Annotated in this window: 15 protein-coding genes, 1 tRNA gene and 1 pseudogene; 6 read left to right on the forward strand and 11 right to left on the reverse strand. The window is 66.3% G+C overall.

The features are described from left to right. Positions 1–16: 16 nt before the first annotated feature. Entirely contained in the window at positions 17–922 is a 906-nt protein-coding gene (locus tag AC1DQR_RS22170) for a LysR family transcriptional regulator (protein ID WP_477133796.1), read from the reverse strand. 149 nt (positions 923–1,071) lie between these two features. On the opposite strand from AC1DQR_RS22170, the gene AC1DQR_RS22175 reads away from it, so the two are divergent. Then, the gene (locus tag AC1DQR_RS22175; RefSeq protein WP_477133797.1) at positions 1,072–2,238 is read left to right on the forward strand and encodes a serine hydrolase domain-containing protein; all 1,167 of its coding nucleotides are present in this window, start codon (positions 1,072–1,074) and stop codon (positions 2,236–2,238) included. A 59-nt stretch (positions 2,239–2,297) separates the two neighbouring features. Here the strand turns inward: AC1DQR_RS22175 and gltS are convergent. Further along, a pseudogene (gene gltS, locus AC1DQR_RS22180) lies at positions 2,298–3,496 on the reverse strand (sodium/glutamate symporter). 121 nt (positions 3,497–3,617) lie between these two features. Beyond that, on the reverse strand, positions 3,618–4,424 hold the full coding sequence (locus AC1DQR_RS22185; protein ID WP_043354389.1) for a 5'-3' exonuclease: 807 nt from the start codon (positions 4,422–4,424) through the stop codon (positions 3,618–3,620). A gap of 157 nt (positions 4,425–4,581) precedes the next feature. Between AC1DQR_RS22185 and AC1DQR_RS22190 the strand changes: the two genes are divergently transcribed. The 3 genes from AC1DQR_RS22190 (at position 4,582) to AC1DQR_RS22200 (ending at position 6,168) form a co-directional block, all read left to right on the forward strand. Continuing rightward, positions 4,582–4,821 (forward strand): hypothetical protein, encoded by a 240-nt coding sequence (locus tag AC1DQR_RS22190; RefSeq protein WP_150986120.1) that lies wholly within the window; start codon positions 4,582–4,584, stop codon positions 4,819–4,821. Positions 4,822–5,090: 269 nt separating this feature from the next. Next, a tRNA-Met gene (locus tag AC1DQR_RS22195) sits at positions 5,091–5,166 on the forward strand. 375 nt (positions 5,167–5,541) lie between these two features. After that, positions 5,542–6,168, forward strand: a complete 627-nt coding sequence (locus AC1DQR_RS22200) for a LysE family translocator (RefSeq protein WP_416052059.1) — start codon at positions 5,542–5,544, stop codon at positions 6,166–6,168. A gap of 28 nt (positions 6,169–6,196) precedes the next feature. Here the strand turns inward: AC1DQR_RS22200 and AC1DQR_RS22205 are convergent, their stop codons facing one another. From AC1DQR_RS22205 to AC1DQR_RS22240, 8 genes are all read right to left on the reverse strand, one after another. Continuing rightward, a complete protein-coding gene (locus AC1DQR_RS22205; protein WP_477133798.1) occupies positions 6,197–7,366 on the reverse strand; it encodes a xanthine dehydrogenase family Fe-S subunit in 1,170 nt (389 codons plus the stop codon). A gap of 8 nt (positions 7,367–7,374) precedes the next feature. After that, positions 7,375–8,202 carry an FAD binding domain-containing protein gene (locus AC1DQR_RS22210; RefSeq protein WP_416052057.1) on the reverse strand — a complete coding sequence of 276 codons (828 nt, stop codon included), beginning with the start codon at positions 8,200–8,202 and terminating at the stop codon, positions 7,375–7,377. 6 nt (positions 8,203–8,208) lie between these two features. After that, positions 8,209–10,617: a xanthine dehydrogenase family protein molybdopterin-binding subunit gene (locus AC1DQR_RS22215; protein ID WP_477133799.1), complete on the reverse strand. Its 2,409-nt coding sequence runs from the start codon at positions 10,615–10,617 to the stop codon at positions 8,209–8,211. Positions 10,618–10,860: 243 nt separating this feature from the next. After that, on the reverse strand, positions 10,861–11,490 hold the full coding sequence (locus tag AC1DQR_RS22220; protein WP_477133800.1) for an isochorismatase family protein: 630 nt from the start codon (positions 11,488–11,490) through the stop codon (positions 10,861–10,863). Further along, complete coding sequence (locus tag AC1DQR_RS22225; protein ID WP_477133801.1) at positions 11,487–12,533, reverse strand: 2,5-dihydroxypyridine 5,6-dioxygenase NicX family protein; 1,047 nt, start codon at positions 12,531–12,533, stop codon at positions 11,487–11,489. Before AC1DQR_RS22225 ends, AC1DQR_RS22220 begins: the two co-directional genes overlap by 4 nt. Positions 12,534–12,572: 39 nt before the next feature. Continuing rightward, positions 12,573–13,418 carry an alpha/beta fold hydrolase gene (locus AC1DQR_RS22230; RefSeq protein WP_477133802.1) on the reverse strand — a complete coding sequence of 282 codons (846 nt, stop codon included), beginning with the start codon at positions 13,416–13,418 and terminating at the stop codon, positions 12,573–12,575. A gap of 1 nt (position 13,419) precedes the next feature. Next, a complete protein-coding gene (locus AC1DQR_RS22235) occupies positions 13,420–14,172 on the reverse strand; it encodes a maleate cis-trans isomerase family protein (RefSeq protein ID WP_463322599.1) in 753 nt (250 codons plus the stop codon). A gap of 23 nt (positions 14,173–14,195) precedes the next feature. Further along, positions 14,196–15,158: an amidohydrolase family protein gene (locus AC1DQR_RS22240; protein ID WP_416052052.1), complete on the reverse strand. Its 963-nt coding sequence runs from the start codon at positions 15,156–15,158 to the stop codon at positions 14,196–14,198. A 221-nt stretch (positions 15,159–15,379) separates the two neighbouring features. On the opposite strand from AC1DQR_RS22240, the gene AC1DQR_RS22245 reads away from it, so the two are divergent. Then, on the forward strand, positions 15,380–16,984 hold the full coding sequence (locus AC1DQR_RS22245) for an MFS transporter (RefSeq protein WP_416052051.1): 1,605 nt from the start codon (positions 15,380–15,382) through the stop codon (positions 16,982–16,984). A gap of 191 nt (positions 16,985–17,175) precedes the next feature. Then, positions 17,176–18,402 carry an ABC transporter substrate-binding protein gene (locus AC1DQR_RS22250; protein WP_416052050.1) on the forward strand — a complete coding sequence of 409 codons (1,227 nt, stop codon included), beginning with the start codon at positions 17,176–17,178 and terminating at the stop codon, positions 18,400–18,402. Positions 18,403–18,426: the final 24 nt, after the last annotated feature.

Here is an 18,426-nt window from a genome sequence, read left to right on the forward strand (position 1 = left end):
GCCGATCCGGAGAGGCTCAAACAGCAGGATCCGCGCCGCCCGGAAACACCCGCTCGCCCAGGAAGTCGATGAACACGCGCAACTTTGGCGACGGGTGCCGGCTGGCCGGCCACAGCACACGGAAGGTGCCGCTACGGTCCACGTAGTCGTCCAGCACGGTACGCAACCGGCCGTCAGCCAGCGCCTCGCGAATGGCGAAGTCCGGCAGGCAGGCGATGCCGAGGCCCTGCAGCGCAAAGCTCACGCGGGTCTCGATGTTGTTGCAGATCATCGAGGTGGGCAGGTTCAATTCCGGATCAACGGCTGCGCGGCGCAGCGGCCAGGCTTCCAGCTTGCCGCTGTTCGGGAAGCGGTATTGCAGGCAGGCATGCCCGGCCAGGTCCGCGGGCTGCCGGGGCTCCCCGCGCTGCGCGAGATACGCCGGCGACGCCACCAGCAGGATCCGGAACGCGCCGAGGCACCGCGCCGATAGCCGGGAGTCGCTGGGCTCGCCGGTGCGTACCACGGCATCGAACCCCTCTTCGATCACGTCCACCATGCGGTCGGTGAAATCCAGGTCCAGCTCGATCTCCGGGTACTGCCGCATGAAGTCGCCCAGCACCGGCAGCACCAGCGAACTCACCAGCGGCAGGCTGACGCGCAAGCGCCCGCGCGGCGCTTGCGCTGCGCGCGACAACTCCTGCTCCGCCGCCTCGATCTCGGCCAGGATGCGGCGGCTGCGCTCCAGGAACAGCGCCCCTTCCGCGGTCAGCGTGATACTGCGCGTGCTGCGGTGAAACAGCCGCGTGCCGAGCTTTTCTTCCAGCCTTGCCACGCTCTTGCCCACGGCCGACGCCGACACGCCCATCTGGCGGCCGGCCACCACGAAGCTGCGGGTCTCGGCGACCTGCACAAACACCGTAAAGCCACTCAGGCTGTCCATTGGCTTTCCTGCCATTCCAAGCGCCTTGATCTTCGATTACGGACAAATATGTCCGGATAACCAGGAACTCTAGCCTACTTTTTCCCGAGTCGAATGTTTCTTATCGTTTGCTTGATCCCATCCCTGTCTTGCGACGAAGGAAAACACGCATGTTGTCACCCCTGTCCTCCCTGTCCGCCCGCGTCGATGCGGCGATTGAACAAGCCCTTGCCGACCACCGCCTGGTCGGTGCCGTCGTGCTGGTTGCCCGCCACGGCGAAGTCATCCACCGCCGCGCCGCGGGCCTGGCCGACCGCGAGGCCGGCCGGCCCATGCGCACCGATACCCTGTTCCGCCTGGCGTCGGTATCCAAGCCCATCGTGTCGAGCGCGGCGATGGTGCTGGTGGCGCAGGGCCGCCTGGGGCTCGACGAGGCCGTGACGCGCTGGCTGCCGGAGTTCACGCCCCGCCTAGCCGACGGCAGCCCCGCCATCCTCACCGTGCGGCAACTGATGACCCATACCGCAGGGCTGGGCTACCGCTTCTTCGAAGCCGACGAGCACGGGCCCTATGCCCGCGCCGGCGTCTCGGACGGCATGGACCAGCCGGGCATCACCCTTGCGGAGAACCTGCGCCGCATCGCCAGCGTGCCCTTGCTCTACAAGCCAGGCAGCGCCTGGGGCTATTCGCTGGCCACGGACGTGCTTGGCGCCGTGATCGAACGCGTTTGCGACGCGCCGCTGGCCGACGCGGTGCACGCGCTGGTCACGGGTCCGCTGGGCATGGGCGACACAGGCTTTGCCGCGGCCGATGCCGGGCGGCTAGCCACCGCCTACGTCAATGACACGCCGGTGCCGCGCCGCATGCTCGCGCACGATGTGGTCCCCGTTGTCGACGGCACGGCCGGCATCCACTACGCGCCGGCGCGCGCATTGGACACCAGTGCCTTCCCCTCCGGCGGCGCCGGCATGATTGGCAGCGCCGGCGATTTCCTTCGCTTGCTGGAAGCCCTGCGCCAGGGCGGCGAGCCATTGATGCCCGCTGCCTGGGTGGATGAAATGGGCCGCAACCAGACCGGCGAATGGGGCCCGCCGGATGCGCCAGGCACCGGCTTCGGCCTGGGCTTCTCGGTGCTGCACGATCCGGCTGCGGCCGGCTCGCCGGAGTCGGCCGGCACCTGGCGCTGGGGCGGCGCCTACGGGCACTCATGGTTCGTCGACCGCGCCCGTGGCCTGAGCGTGGCCGCGTTCACCAACACCCTGTATGAAGGCATGTCCGGCCGCTTCGTGACGGATTTGCGTGACGCCGTCTATGGGCACGAGCCGGCAATGCGATGAGCGATATGGCTGCCCGGCTTCCCCGCCATCCAGGCCATGCAGGCCACCCAGGCCATCGGCTAAAGCGCGGCGAGCAGCAGCATGTAGGCCTTGATCACGATGGCATTGGCCAGGTCGATGAAAAACGCGCCGACCATGGGCACCACCAGGAACGCCAGGTGCGACGGCCCGAAGCGATCGGTGATCGCCTGCATGTTGGCGATGGCCGTCGGCGTCGCGCCCAGGCCAAAGCCGCAATGCCCGGCGGCGAGCACCACGGCATCGTAGTTGCGTCCCATCACGCGGAAGGTGACGAACATGGCGTAGGCCGCCATGGCCGCTGCCTGGACCAGCAGGATCGCCAGCAAGGGCAGGGCCAGCGCGGACAGCTCCCACAGCCGCAGGCTCATCAGCGCCATCGCCAGGAACATCGACAGGCTGACGTTGCCCAGCACGGAGACCGAGCGGTCGAACACGCTGTACCAGCCGAGCACCGACAGGCCGTTGCGCAGGATGACCCCGATGAACAAGACCCAGACGAAGCTTGGCAAGGCGAGCCAGCTATCGGCAAAAGCAGTGGCCAGCGCCTGTCCGGCGGTCAGGCAGACCAGGATCAGGGCCAGCGTTTCAATCAGCGCGAACGCGGTGATCAGCCGCACTGCCGCCGGCTCCTCGAAATTGAGCGGGTCGGGCTCCTGCGCGGCATTGCCTGGCGTTTTGATTTGTCGCAGCAGCACACGTGCGACAGGGCCGCCCAGCAAACCGCCGAGCACGAGCCCGAACGTGGCGCAGGCAATGGCCAGTTCCGTGGCGGAGGCCACGCCGTACTGGCTGGCGAACGTGTGGCCCCAGGCCACGCCAGTGCCATGGCCGCCAGACAGCGTGATCGACCCCGCCAGCAGCCCGACCACCGGTTTCAGCCCGAGAACGGTCGCCATGCCGACGCCGATCGCGTTCTGCATCACGAGCAACCCGATCACGACGAGCAGGAAGACAGCGATGCTCCTGCCGCCGCGGCGCAGGCTGGCCAGATCGGCACTGAGCCCCAGCGTGGCGAAAAACGCCAGCATCAAGGGCGTCTGCATGGTGAGATCGAACCCCACCTGCCCCCCGCGAACGCGCGCGCGGCAAAGAGGCCAAACGCCACTACCAGGCCGCCGACCACCGGCTCGGGGATGCTGTAGGTTTTCAGGAACGGCGTGACGGCAATCAGCTTGCGGCCGGCCAGCAGGACCAGCGAGGCCGCCACCAGGGTTTCATATGTGTTGAGCTGCAGCATCTCGCCTCCTCCGGGAAGCCATAGTCTGCACCGGAAGGACCCCGACGGGATATTGAATGTTTTTTGAACGCGGCCCGGGCCGCTATTCCGCGCCCCTAATCAGCGCCCCTAATCAGCACCCCTACTCAGCCGTGTCTCCCACCCGCAGCATGTTCCACGTCAGGCCCAGCTGGGCATCGGTCTTCAGCGAGAGCAACTGGCGCGAGAGCCGGGCCAGATGCGCCTGTTCCGCCAGGTTCTTGCCGACCACGCCTTTTTCCTCGGCGGCGTTGGCAAGCACGCCCTCCAGGTCGCCGTAGCGCTGCAAGAGCTTGGCCGCGGTCTTCGCCCCGACCTTCTCGACACCGGGAATATCGTCCGTGCTATCCCCCAGCAGGGCGAGATAGTCGGCAAGCTGGTGGCTGCCCACGCCGAACTTGTCCATGACATAGCGTTCATCGAACCAGGACGGCTCCCCGTTCTTCGCGGTGGCAAAGTGGTTGCGCACGATGGCGCCGTCGGCGATGAGCTGCAGCACGTCCTTGTCCGTGCTCACCGGGATCACCTGCCCCTCCTTGCTCGCGGTCCAGCGATAGAAGGCCGTGGCGATGATGTCGTCGGCCTCGTAGCCTTCGATCATGGCTGTCTGCAGCCCGAGCACTTCCGTCAGCGTCAGGCGGAAATCAGGCAGGACCTCCGCCAGCTCCGGATCCATGGGCTTGCGGTGCTGGCGGTACTGGGGATACAGCGCGTGGCGCCAGGTCTTGCCGCCGGTGTCGAACGCCGCCAGCGCGTGCGTCGGCTTGCACTCGGTCAGGGCGCGGCGAAACGAGGCCAGCGCCGAGAGTACGGCGCCTTCGACCTTGGCCGGAATGTCCTCGGCCGGGTTGGCTTCGTAGACCCGGCGCAGGATGTTCAGGCCGTCGATGAGCAGTAGGGTGTGCTTCATTGTTCTTGCGATTCTTGCGATGCGAGCGATCAGACCCTCTATTTTGACGTGCGAAGCCCGTCGCGCAACCTTTTCGGGCAGGCGGATCAGCAAGAATGCGGGGTTGCGCCGGCGGTCCACCTCGTCTAGTCTGAGCAGACTCAACCTACGCCCGGAAATGAACAACAATCACGACACTCGCCAGGCAGTAATCGACGCCCTGCAAAAGACGGGCACCCCGATGGATGCATATCAGGTCGCAAAGGCCACGGGCGTCAGCCCGATCCAGGCAGCGCGCACGCTCACGAAGCTCGCCGCAAAAGGCGTCGTGCAGACCGACGCCCAGCTTGGCGCCGAGGCCGACTTGTCCGCGCAGTTCCGCCTGGCTCCGGCGCCGAAGGATGCCGCCGGAGGGTAAAAGCGGAGGTGGTTGCTGCCCGGCTGGCGCCAGGATCTGGTGCATGTGCACCGCCGATCTCACGGGCAATCGTGTCCGTTGATGCCGCGTGTGCGCCGAATACGTGGCTTGACGACGTGATCGCCCACCGGGCGGATGCCCGACAAAGCGCGAATGCCGCGCTCATTCTTGCAGCAACTGCATTGATTCTGGCAATGCGCCGAGACCATTTCTGGAAATAATCCCAATCAGGACTATCCATGACGCGCCAACCCGCGTATATTTCGGCCCGCGGGGTGGAGCAGTTGGCAGCTCGTCGGGCTCATAACCCGAAGGTCGCAGGTTCAAGTCCTGCCCCCGCAACCAGATTCTGAAAAGCCCGTACGGTTCACGCCGCACGGGCTTTTTGCATTGCCGGGGCAGGACCGCGAGCAGCGACGGTGTCAGCAGCTTCGGCACCACCAGTTCCATCGCCGGGTCGTCCGCCAGCAAGCAAGCCTGCGGGAAGCCATCGGCCGGCGCCGGAGGCAGCCTCAGGTAGTCCGGCGACCTGGCACCCTTGACTGGGACTGCCAAAGCCTGCCGGAGCCAGCCAAAGCGTCTGGCTGGCACAAAACGCTGTCTGGCTGGCAATATTCGGATGGCGCGCCGGATGCTCCGGCCATGCCTTTTGCCCGATCTTGCCCGATCTCGGGCCTAACCCGACGACGCGATATCCGCGGCCGCAAAGGAGTGAAGCGCATGCCCCCACTCGAGACACTATTGCCATTCTTCGGCATCGCCGTGGTGCTTGGACTGACGCCGGGCCCGGACAATGTCTTTGTGCTGCTGCAATCCGCCATGCGGGGGCCCCGAGCGGGCATGGTCGTGGTGCTTGGCCTGTGCACCGGCCTGCTGGTGCATACGGCCGCGGTCGCGCTTGGCCTGGCCGCGCTGTTCGCCGCGTCCAAGCTCGCATTCATGGTGCTCAAGATCGCCGGTGCGCTATACCTGGCCTATCTTGCCTGGCAGGCGTTCCGCGCCCCGGTGGGCGTGATGAGCCAGGGCAACGGCGACAAGGCTGGCGTGGGGCATATGTACCGGCGGGGCGTGGTGATGAACCTGACCAACCCCAAGGTGGTGATCTTTTTCCTCGCGTTCCTGCCGCAGTTCGTCGCGCCGGACCGTAGCCATATCGCGCTGCAGATCATGGTGCTCGGCGTGGTCTTCATCATCGCCACCCTGCTGGTCTTTTCCGTCATCGCCTACTGCTCGGCCATGTTCGGCGCCCTGCTGCTGCGCTCGGCACGCGCGCAGCGCGCGCTGAACCGGTTTGCGGGGGTGGTGTTCCTGGGGCTGGCCGCGCGGCTGGCGTCGTCACGGCTGTAGGCCAAGGACGGCCGCTGGCCGCCCTCTTCTAATCCCGCCCTCCGCCAAACACCCGCTTCACCCTCTCCCACATCACCCCCAGCATCATCGACACCGGATTCATCTGCGTGGCCTGGCTGCGCTCGCTCTCCGACAACGACGGGTCCATCTTGCGGGCGACGTTCTTGCCGAAGTCCGCCATCATGCGCCGGACAAAATCGCGCACCAGCCCCGAGCGGGAGAACTGCGCCAGCGGGCCTTGCAGGGAGTACTGCAGGTCGATCAGCACTTCGGTCTCGCCCGCCGATATCGCCTGCAGCACATAGGTGATATCACCAGCGGCCTTGGAGTTGCTCAGCGAATCCTGCCCCGCACCCTTGAGCACGCCGCGCCGGTTCGCGTCGTCGCGCTCCAGCCGCGCCGCGCCGTTAAAGCGCGCCGCCATCGGCCCGAACTTGATCGCCACATGCCCCTTGACGCGATCGCCGTCCTGCTCGGTGAGCGCCGCGCCTGGCAGGCAGCTTGCCACCGCCGGCAGGTCCGCCATGAAGCGCCACACGTCATCAGCCGGGAACGGCACCTTGAAGCTGCCGTCGATGCGCGACCAGCCCTTTTTGTCGGCGCTGCGCTCGGCTTCTTCCTTGGCGGCAGGCTCGGCGTGCGCCTGGACAGTGCTGTCGGCCGCAGGCGTGAAGCAGACGAATTCGCGCTTCACGGTCGCTGCTACGGCTTGCACCGCGTTGCCCGTTGCAGGTGGCTTGCGCTGCGCCAGCACAGAGCTGATCGCGGCCACGATCCCCATATAGCCCGTGCAGCGGCAGAGGTTGCCCGATAGCTCATGGCGGATGGTTGCCTCGTCGGCATCCGGCAGCCGCAGCACARTGTCGCGCGCGGTGGCCAGCATGCCGGGCGTGCAGTAGCCGCATTGCAGCGCGTGGTGCTGGTTGAACGCGGCGCGCAGGTCGCGCATCACGGGGTCGTCGTCATAGCCTTCGATGGTCACCACCTTGCTGCCGGCGCAGGCGCTGGCAAAGGTGATGCACGAGCGCACGGGCTTGTCGTCGACCAGCACGGTGCAGGCGCCGCAAACCCCGTGCTCGCAGCCCAGGTGGGTGCCGGTGAGGCCCTGTGCGTCGCGCAGGAAGTCGCCCAGGTGGGTGCGGTGCGCGCAGGCGCCGGACGCGGCGCGGCCATTGATCGTCAGTGCGATGGTTTCCACTGCTGCCCTCAGTTGAAAAGTTGTTCGATGCAGCGAGTGACGGCTGCGCAGCAGAGCTTGCGGTCGATCGCATCCTTGGCCGGCGTGGCTTGCGTCACGGCGGCCAGCACGGCCTGCGGCGTGAGCGCGGCGGGGCCTTGCGCGGCAATGTCGTGGGCGAGGCCGCGCAGCAGCGCCGGCGCGCCGTCGAGCGCGCCCAGTGCGATGCGGGCGAAGCGCGTGGACGGATCGAAGTACGCGGCGCAACTGGCCTCGGCGAACTCGCCGGTCTTGCGGCACAGCTTGTGGTAGCCCCAGCGTGCTGTATCGGGCTGGCTCGGCACATGGACAGCACAGATCAGCTCGCCTTCGGTGAGCGCCGTGGTGTACGCACCCAGCATGAACTCCGTCATGGGCACGAGGCGCGTGCCGGCCTTCGATGCAAGCTCGATCTGCGCGCCAATGGCGGTCAGCGCCACCACCCAGTCCGCCGCGGGATCGGCGTGCGCCAGGCTGCCGCCGATGGTGCCGCGATTGCGGATGGCGCGGTAGGCGATGCCGCGCGCCACGGATTGCAGCATGCCGCCGCGCAATGCCGGGAATTCGCCATCCTCGATCTGCGCATGGGTGACCGCCGCGCCGATGCGCACGCGATCCTGCTGCGTGGTGACTGTGCGTAGCTCGGCGAGCTTCGACAGATCGTAGATGGCATCGGGGCGCGTCAGGCGCAGGTTAAGCATCGGGCCCATGGACTGCCCGCCGCCCATGACCTTGGCGTTGTCGGTGCGGTCCGCCAGCTCGGCGCAGGTGGCGGCCAGCGTGGGGGCCGCGTGATAGGTGAATGCAGCTGCTTTCATGATGGTTCAGGCCGCCTCTCTGGTTGGCGTGGCTTGCGGCTTCCGGGCTTGCTCGGCGCGGGCCAGCGCTTCGAGCACCTTGCGCGGCGTGAGCGGCGTCTCCAGCAACTCCACGCCGAACTGCCCCAGCGCGTCGTTGACCGCGTTGAAAATGGCCGCGGGGGGCGCGATGGCGCCGCCCTCGCCCATGCCCTTGGCGCCGAATTCCGTATGCGGCGACGGCGTCTCGAAATGGTGGATGCGGATCGAGGGGATTTCGGTCGGGCCAGGCAGCATGTAGTCGGCCAGCGTGGAGGCCAGCGGCTGGCCGTTGCCGTCGTAGCGCATCTCCTCGAACATGGCCGTGCCGATGCCTTGCGCCACGCCGCCATAGGTCTGCCCTTCCACCACCATGGGGTTGACCATGGTCCCGCAGTCTTCCACCACCACGTAGTCGAGGATCTCGACGTGGCCGGAATCCGTGTCCACCTCCACCAGCACGGCGTGGGTGGAGTACGTGAAGCTGCCGGTATCCACGTTGGGCTTGTAGCCCATGGTGGTTTCCAGCCCGGTGGGATCCACATTGGCGGGCAGCCGCTGCGGGTTGATATACCAGGCGTTGGCGATTTCGCTGATCGGCACGGCGGCGTCGCCCGCCTTGACCGAACCACCAGCCAGCGTCGCCTCTTCCTCGGGACGCTGCAGCATATGCGCGCCGATCTTCAGCAGGCGCGGCACCAGCGCCTTGCAAGCACGCGATACCGCGCCGCCCGACATCACGAGCGAGCGCGAAGCATAGGTGCCAGTGGAGAAGGGCGTCACGCCGGTGTCCCCGTGCACGACCTTCACGCGCGACACATCGACGCCGAGGATCTCGTGCGCGATCTGGGCAAAGGTGGTTTCCATGCCCTGGCCATGCGAGTGCACGCCAACGCGGACTTCCAGCCCGCCATCCGGCGTGATGCGCACGGTGGCGGAATCGAAGCCGGGAATCACCGGCGTGCCCCAGGCGGCGAACACCGAGGTGCCATGCGCCGATTGCTCGGTGTAGGTGCCAAAGCCCACGCCGAGATAGCGCGAGCCCGCCGAAGGATCGTTCAGCCTTTGACGCTGGCGCTCACGGATGCGCGCCAGCCCGATCATCTGCGCGGCCTTGCGCACGCTGGCCGGGTAGTCGCCGCCATCGAAGTGCTTGTTGGTGACGTTGACATAGGGCATGGATTCCGGCTGTACCAGGTTCTCGCAGCGGATCTCCCACGGCTCGCGCTTGACCTCGCGCGCCAGCGCATCCATCAGCAGTTCCATGGCAAAGCACACGCCCGTGCGCGCCACGCCCCGGTACGGGACAAAGCCGGGCTTGTTGGTAGCCACGCATTCCGTGATGCAGCGGTAGCCGTCGAAGGCGTACGGCCCCGGCAGGTTGCCGATGGCCTGGCCGGGTTCAAGGCCGATGGTGAAGGGCCACACCGAATAGGCGCCGCCGTCGATGGCGATCCTGGCGTCCAGCGCCAGCAGGCGCCCGCGCGCGTCGGCGTAGGCCGTGACCTCGTAATGATGCTCGCGCGAGTTGGCGCCCGCGGTCAGGTGCTCGCGCCGGTCTTCGATAAAACGGAACGGCTTGCGGTACGTCATGGCGAGCCAGGCGATGCACAGCTCCTCTTGCTGCAGCACGCACTTGTAGCCAAAGGCGCCACCCACGTCGGGGGAGATCACGCGGACTTTTTCCTGCTCCAGGCCCAGGCAATGGCTCAGCACCGTGCGAATCATGTGCGGCACCTGGGTGGCGCTGTAGACGATCAGCTGGTCGAACTGGTGGTCCCAGTAGGCCAGCACGGCCTTGCCTTCCATCGGCACCATGCATTGGCGCGCCAGGTCGATCTTGCGGCTGACCACTACGGAGGCCGTCTTGCTGAGCGCGTCGAAATTCTTGTCGGCGGTGAGTGTGAGGAAGTGGTTGTCCTTCCAGTGCTCGTGCACGCGCGTGGTGCCGCTGGCCTGCCGTGCGCCATCCACATCGGTGAGCGCCGGCAGTTCATCCAGCTCCGCGACGATGCGCTCGGCGATATCCTCGGCCTGCGCGCGGGTCGGCGCGAAGGCCATGGCGATGGGCTCGCCGACAAAGCGAACCTTGCCGGCGGCCAGGGGCGGCTGCGCCGAGGGCTGGTATGACGGGAAAGCCGAGTCGGCCACGATATCGAGCGCGCCATGCATATCGTCCCGCCCGATCACCGCATGCTCCAGCCCTTCCGGCTTGTACAGCGCCAGCAGCCGCGCATGCGCCATGGGGCTGCGCAGGAACGCAACCTCCTGCAGGCCGGGCATGGCGATATCGGCGACGAAGCGGCCCTTGCCATGCAGGTGGCGCGCGTCCTCCTTGCGCGCCACGCGCGCGCCTACGCCTTGCCCGCCTTGCTTCTCGATGTGGTCTTTGTCCATACATTTCTCCAGCCCGGGCTTGCCGCCGTCCGTGACTGCTTTGTGGGGTTCGTGGGTAGCGGATAGCCCGGCAACCAGCAGGTCGGCAAGCAATTTCCGTGCACCTGCCTGATCGCACGTCCAGCGGCACATATTCAGTGCACTGAGCTTATCGACACATTGGCGAAACGGGCGGCGCCCGTCAATTGGGGCTTCAGCCGATGCATGTGCCCGGTGCGCATCACCGTGCGCACCGGGCACCGCTCAGAGCCGGGCCAGCGCCGCCAGCGCCTGCTCGCGCGGCATCACGGCGGCGTACTTCTGCTCCATGTCGAACAGGTTGGCCGCGTGCGGCTGGAGCGCGCGGTCGCCCACGCAGTCCGACACCACCAGCGGGCGGAACCCGTGCGACATGGCATCGACCACGCTGGCGCGCACGCAGCCGCTGGTGACCGCGCCGGCCACCACCAGCGTGCGCACGCCGCGCTGCGTCAGCCACGCCGCCAACGACGTGCCGAAGAAGGCGGACGGCACGGTCTTGCGCACTACCAGCTCGCCATCGCGCGGGGCCAGCTGCGCAACGATCGCGCTGGCCGGCCCATGCTCCTTCAGCGTCAGCAGGCCGGGCACCTTCAGCGTGAAGATGTTCTGGTCGCCGTCGTCGTCGGCAAACACGATGCGGCTGTGCGCCACCGCCCAGCCCTGTTCCCGCGCGCTGGCCAGCAGGGGCACCGTGTTGGCGATGGCCTCGGCGATATTGCCGCCGCCGAACATCGCCGGATCCGCGAAGCCGTTGACGAAGTCGACGATCAGCAGGCCTACGGGGCCCTGCAGCGGCAGTTGGGTGCCGAAGCCCTGGCGCTCGTAGGTGGGGAGCTCCCCATGTCTCGTCATTTGCTGTTCCATCCGTCCAGTACCTTGCCTTGCCTGACCACTGCCTCGCCGTCCAGGCTCACGGTGCAGTTGCGCAACGGGATATCGATATGGCAGGCGGTGGTGCGGCTGCCGCCTGCCTCGTTGTTGGGGCCGAGCGAGAACAGGAAATTGCCCTCGTAAGCCCGCGCGTCCATGCCGATCGAGGCCTCCCTGTCATACAGGCCCAGCGTGGACCACCGCGCGCGCGGTTGCAGGCCCCAGCCGATATGCGAGATGGCGTAGGCCTCGCGGTCGTTGAACGACGCCATGTAGTCGTTCAGCAGCTCGGCATCCAGGCCGCCTTCGATGCGCGTGGCAAAGCCGCCTTCCACGGTCAACTCGACCCGGTCCGCCACGTAGCCTTTTTGCGGCAGCAAAATGTCACCGTGGTCCAGCACGATGCGCCCACTCGCGCCGCCCTCGTTCGGCCAGGTCAGCACGAAGCCGCTGGGCCAGTGATCCCAGCGCCCCGGCTCGTCGACGAAGCCGTACTCGCTAATGGCGGGAAACTCGCCGAGCGGGCAGCGCAGGTCGGTGCCCGCGCCAGATGTGACCGTCATCTCCTTCGCCCGCGACAACCGCGCGTTGGCGGCGCTCACGCGCTCGCGGTCGGCTTCGCTGGGCACCATGCGCACCAGCACTTCGGGCGGCTCCACCGCCAGCAGGATCTTGGTGCCGGTCTTGAGGATATCGTGCTGCTCGGGCGAGAACAGCAGTGTCATCAGGTCCAGCACCAGGTCGCTCTCCTTGAGCGCGGCAATGGCCGCGCGGTTGCCGGTGAGCGCCGTGGTGCCCAGGTAGGCCAGCGGGTCGCGGCTCAAGGCCTTGTCCGCATTGACGGGCGGCAGGTCCAGGCGATTGACGATGGCGCCCATGGCCTGGGTGGCAACCAGCGCGCACGACAGCGTCTGCGGATGCGTGGCGGCGCTGGTGAGAATGGTGACGGTCTGCCCAGGCGCGAGCCGGGACAGCGTGAGGACCTGTTTCCAGGCCTGGATCAGAGCGTGGTCACTGACTGGCATGTTCTCTCCTGCTGATCGGTAGATCGGTCGATCGATAGTTCAGGCCGCGGCCTTTTGCCGGGGGACAATTTCGGCGCCGAGGAAGTCGCCCAGCGCGTTGTAGAAGCCGCCCTCGTCGTCCCAGGGAATCATGTGGCCGGCGCCCGGTACATGGCTGACTTCAAGCTGCGGCAGCAGCCCGCGAATCTCCTCGATATCCTCGGCGCGGACCGCATCGCCACGGCCGGCCACCATCAACAAGGCGGGAATGCCAATGCCCGGCAAGTCGGCATGCACGTCGTCGGTATGGAAACCCTGGAAGCTGGCCAGCACGGCGCGCTCGTCGCAGGTGTGCAGCCATTCGGCGCGCAACGCCAGTTGCTCGTCGGTCCAGGTGGGACAGAAGCGCCGCATGGTCTCGATGTCCACGCCGTGGCGCGCCACCGCCATGGAGTCCACATACCAGGCAAGCTGCGCGGGATAGTCGCGCCGGCCCGGACCGGACACCGGCGGATCCACCATCACCAGCCGCGCCAGCCCGGCAGGCTGGCTGCGCGCGGCACGGATGCCGATGCGCGCGCCCATCGAATGGCCCACCACGCTGTAGCTAGGGAGGTTCATCGCCTGCGCGAACGCCAGCACGTCGGCGGCCTGGGCGTCCAGGCTGTAGTCCAGCGTGTCCGACGCGGACGACAGGCCGCGTCCGCGCACATCCAGCACATAGGTATCGAACTGCTCGCCAAGGCGCTCGCCAACGAAGCCCCAGGTGATGGCCGGGCTGGTGATGCCCGGCACCACGATCACCGGATCGCGCGTCACGCGCGCGCCGCTGTGGCCGCCATAGCGGAGATAGTGCTGGCGGATGCCGTTGGCGTGGACGTTGCCGCCGCAAACAAAGGTACTCATCTTAGTAAGCGCCCGAGAGCAAGGCGCCGGCGCCCGGCACCACGGGCTCCAGGTCGAGTTGCTTGAGGATGGCGTAGGTGGTGGCGATGGCGGCGGTGATGACCGGCTTGCCGGTCATGGCTTCGACCTTGGCCACCGCCGGCAGGGACGGCATCTGTACACAGGCGGACAGCACGATGGCGTCCACATCCTTGGTGTTCATCTGCGCGACGATGCCGGGCAGCCTGGCGGGGTCGTGGCGGCCGACTTCAAGGTTGTCGGGGATTTCCAGCGCGCGCCAGTCCACCACTTCGTAGCCTTCGTTGCGGATGTAGTCCACCACCAGCTCGGTCAGCGGCTTCATGTACGGCGCGACCACAGCGATGCGCTTGGCGCCGATCACCTTGAGCGCATCGATCAACGCACCGGCGCTGGTGACCACCGGCGCGTCGGCGCCGTTGGCCGCGGTATGGGCCTGCAGGCGCTTCTCCGAGACCCGGTGATAGCCGTGGCCCATCGCCATGATGGCCACCAGGCAGGCATAGCCCAGCACGTCGACGCGGGCGTCGCTCAGTTCCAGCGCGCAGCGGTCGGACTCGCCGTCCATCGCGGCAAGTTCTTCCTTGACCACCTTCTTCATGCGCATGCGGCTGGAGTGGAACGTGAACCGCTCGGGCCGCACCTGCTGGCGCGCGAGCAGCATCGCGGGGATTTCGGTTTCCATCGTGGTGTTGGAACTCGGCACGATCTGGCCGATCCGGAAAGTCTTTTGCACGGGGCGCTCCGTTGTTTCGGGGTTCAAAGCTTGAAAATGCGTTCGGCATTGCCATGGCAGACAAGGCGGCGGGTGGCCTCATCCATCGGTGCCTGCTCGATAAAATCCGCCGCAATCGCCGTGGATTCGTAGGGATAGTCGACCGAGAACAGCACGGCCTCGGCGCCCATCTCGGCAATGGCGCCGTTCAGCGCAGCCGGCGAGCACACGCCCGACGTGGTGATCACGATATTGCTGCCGATGTATTCCGACGGCTTCTTCGCCAGCTTGATGCCATGCGAGTACACCGCAAAGCGGCTATCGAAGCGCCAGCGCTGAAACGGCAGCCCTTCGCCCATATGGCCAAGGATGAGCTTGAGCCGGGGGAAGCGGTCGAACACGCCGCCGAACACCAGGCGCAGCGCGTGGCTGGCCGTCTCCACGCCCCAGCCCCAGGCCGCGCCGCTGATTTCGGGATGGCCCGAATACACATGCGGCGCGACAAACGCATCGGTCGGATGCAAGTACATGGGCACGTCCAGCGCTTGCATGCGCTCCCAGAACGCGTCATAGGAAGGATCGTCGTAATACACGCCCTGCGTGTGGCCGTTGACCAGCGAGCCCTTGAAGCCAAGCTGCTTCACGGCGCGCTCCAGCTCGTCCGCGGCCGTGACGGGGTCATGCATCGGCAGCGCGGCAAAGCCAGCAAAGCGCGTGGGGTGGCGCGCCACCTGCGCCGCCAGGAAGTCGTTGTTCTCACGGGCACGGCCAATGGCGGCGACGCGATCCGTCTCGCCCTGCACGCCCGGGCCGGTCTGCGACAGGATAGTGAAATCGATGCCGGCGCGGTCCATCTCGCCGATGCGGATGTCGTCAAAATCCGCCAGGCGCCTGGCGAGATCGGCCATGACCGCTGCGTCGATGTGCTGGAGGTATCCCTTCGAATAGGCCTGGAAACCGGGGGCCATGAAGTGCTCTTCCAGGGCAATCTTCCGAATTCTCGTCATGCTGTGGCGACTCCTGTTTGGGTGGGGGCTTGCTAATTGATCAGTATGCTGAGCATTTTTAATATAGCAACGAGGTTGGGGAATGTCTAGCCGGAGCCAAAAGGGTTAACCCCCATAACACTGACAAATTCTGCTCAGTACACTGACTGAAATTACTCAGCATGCTGACAGTGTGGGACACACACACGGGCAGGCTGACCTGCCCCCGGAGAGAAACGACCATGACGATCAGCCTGGCCAATGATGGTGCCGCCGTGCGCAAGCAGGGCATGACAAGGGAAGAACGCAAAGTGATCCTCGCGTCGTCTTTCGGGGCGCTGATGGAGTGGTACGACTTTTATATCTACGCGGCGCTGGCGGTCTACTTTGGTGCATTGTTCTTCCCGCCCGGCAACGAGACCACGGCCTTCCTCGCCAGCCTTGCCACCTTCGGCGCAGGCTTCCTGGTGCGCCCGGTCGGGGCGTTGCTGTTCGGCCGGCTGGGCGACAAGATCGGCCGGAAACACACCTTCCTGGTGACGATCCTGCTCATGGGGATCGCCACGGTGGGCGTCGGATTGTTACCCACCTATGGCCAGATCGGCATCACCGCCACCATCCTGCTGGTGGTGCTGCGCCTGCTGCAGGGGCTGGCGCTGGGCGGCGAAGTGGGTGGCGCGGTGACCTACGTCGCCGAGCATTCTCCGGTGGAAAAACGCGGGCTCTACACCAGTTCCCTGCAGACCACGGCCACACTCGGCCTGCTCTCGTCGCTGCTGGTCGTGTACCTGCTCAAGACATTCCTCACCGAGGCGCAGTTCCGCGAATGGGGATGGCGCTTGCCGTTCCTGGTCTCGTTCCTGATGCTGGTGGTGTCGGTCTACATCCGCGGCAAGCTGCATGAGTCGCCGATCTTCGCGCGCATGAAAGCCGGCAATGCCACGTCGAAATCCCCCATCCTGGACAGCTTCACGAACTGGGCCAACCTGAAGTACGTGCTGCTGCTGTTCGTGGTGGCATCCGGGCTCGGCGCCATCTTCGGCACCGGCCATTTCTACACGATGTTCTTCGTCAACAAGACGCTGCACGTGCCGCTGGAGCTGGTGCACCTGCTGATCGGCATCGCGCTGGTGATCGCCACGCCCTGCTACCTGTTCTTTGGYTGGCTGTCGGACCGGATCGGCCGCAAGCACATCATGATGGCCGCCTGCCTGCTGGCGGCGCTGGCCACCCAGCCCATCTTCAGGGCGCTGACGCACTACGCCAACCCGGCGCTGGAGCAGTTCCAGCAGCGCAACACGGTGCAGCTGCGCGCCGGCGACTGCCACTTCCGCCTGTTTGCCGAGCCGGTGTCGGCGTGCGACAAGGTCAAGGGCTACCTGACGGATCTTGGCGTCGGCTACGAATTCACGCAGATTGATGCCAGCGAGCAACCCGCTCTGCGCATCGGCGACACCGCGCTGCAGGGCTTTGACAAAGCGGCGATCAAGCAGGCGCTGGTGGCCGCCGGCTGGCCGGAGCACGCGGACCCGGCTGCCATCAACCGCCCGATGCTGTTCCTGATGTTGCTGATCCCCATTCTCTTGCTCGCCATGGTGTACGGCCCGCTGGCGGCGTTCATGGTCGAGCTGTTCCCGGCGCGCATCCGCTACACGTCGCTGTCCCTGCCCTTCCACCTGGGTGCGGGCTGGGTGGGCGGCATGCTGTCGTTCGTCGTGACGGCGATGAACGTGTCCAGCGGCAATGTGTACTTTGGCCTCTGGTATCCGGTCTCGATCGCCGCCATCGCCTTTGTCGTCGGCATGGTGTTCGTGCCCGAGACCCGTGGCCGCGACCTGGATACCTGATCCCGCTGTGCCCCCTGTAGCCCTGTAGCCCTGTAGCCCTGTAGCCCCGTAGCCCGGCTTCGTCCTCTGGCGCGAAATTTGCTCAGTACACTGCATTTAATAATTAGCATACTGATCGCTGCACCAAGACGAAGCCATCTGGTTTTCTATCCCGGTTCCCGAACCCCACTCACCCTGTCTGGAGCGCCCCCATGAAGTCTCTGCACAACGCACGCCGCACCCCGATTCCTGCCTTGATCCCGGCCCTGATCGCACTGCTATGCAGCACCGCCGCGCTGGCGGATGCCAACGGCGTCAAGGTTGGCGTGATTACCGATATGTCCGGCTCCTACGCCGATCTCTCGGGCCGCGGCTCGGTGCTCGCGGCGCAGATGGCCGTGGAAGAGTTCGGCGGCAAGGCGCTCGGCAAGCCGGTCACGGTGCTCTCCGGCGACCACCAGAACAAGGCGGACATCGCTTCGTCGCTGGCGCGCCGCTGGTTCGACACCGATGGCGTGGACATGGTGATCGATTTCCCCAACTCCTCCACCGCGCTGGCGGTGCAGGAAATCGCCAGGCAAAAGCAGAAGATCAATATCGTCTCCACCGGCGGCGCCATGGCGCTGACCAACCAGAACTGCTCGCCCACCGGCTTTCACTGGGGCTGGGATACGTATTCGGTGTCGGCGCCGCTGGTCAAGCGGCTGATCGCCGACGGCAAGAACAGCTGGTACTACATCACCGTGGACTACGCGCTGGGCCAGTCGCTGGAATCGGATTTCCGCAAGGAGGTGGAGGCCAGCGGCGGCAAGAACGTAGGCAGCACCAAGCATCCGCTTAACGCCAGCGATTTCAGCAGCCCCATCGTGGCCGCCTCTGCGTCCAAGGCCAAGGTGGTAGTGCTGGCCAACGCCGGCAACGACATGATCAACGGCGTCAAGGCCGCGGGCGAGTTCGGCCTGATCAAGGGCGGACAGACCGTGATCACGCCGTCGACCTTCATCACCGACCTGAAGAGCCTGGGCCCGAGCGTGGCGCAGGGCCTGACCTATGTGGACCCGTTCAAGCTCGACCTCGACGCCAGGTCAAAGGCCTTCGTGGAGCGCTTCTACGCCAAGCACAAGGCTTACCCGACGCACGGGCAGATCGGCGTGTATTCCGGTGTGCTGCACTACCTGAAGGCGGTTGAGGCGGCCAGGACGGTGGATGGCCCGGCGGTGGCGGAAAAGATGCGCGCCCTGGCGGTCAACGACGACTTCGTGCATGCCGGCAAGGTGCGCGTGGATGGCCGCATGGTGCATGACATGTACCTGGCGCAGGCCAAGACGCCGGCAGAGTCGAAGGGCCCGTGGGACCTGGTCAAGTACATCGGCACCATCCCCGGCGACTCGGCATTCCGCCCGCTGTCCGCCAGCGAATGCGCACTGGTGAAGAAGTGAGCCGCGATGCAGAACCAACCTGCC

The sequence above is a fragment of the Cupriavidus sp. 05L411 genome (genome assembly GCF_056398045.1).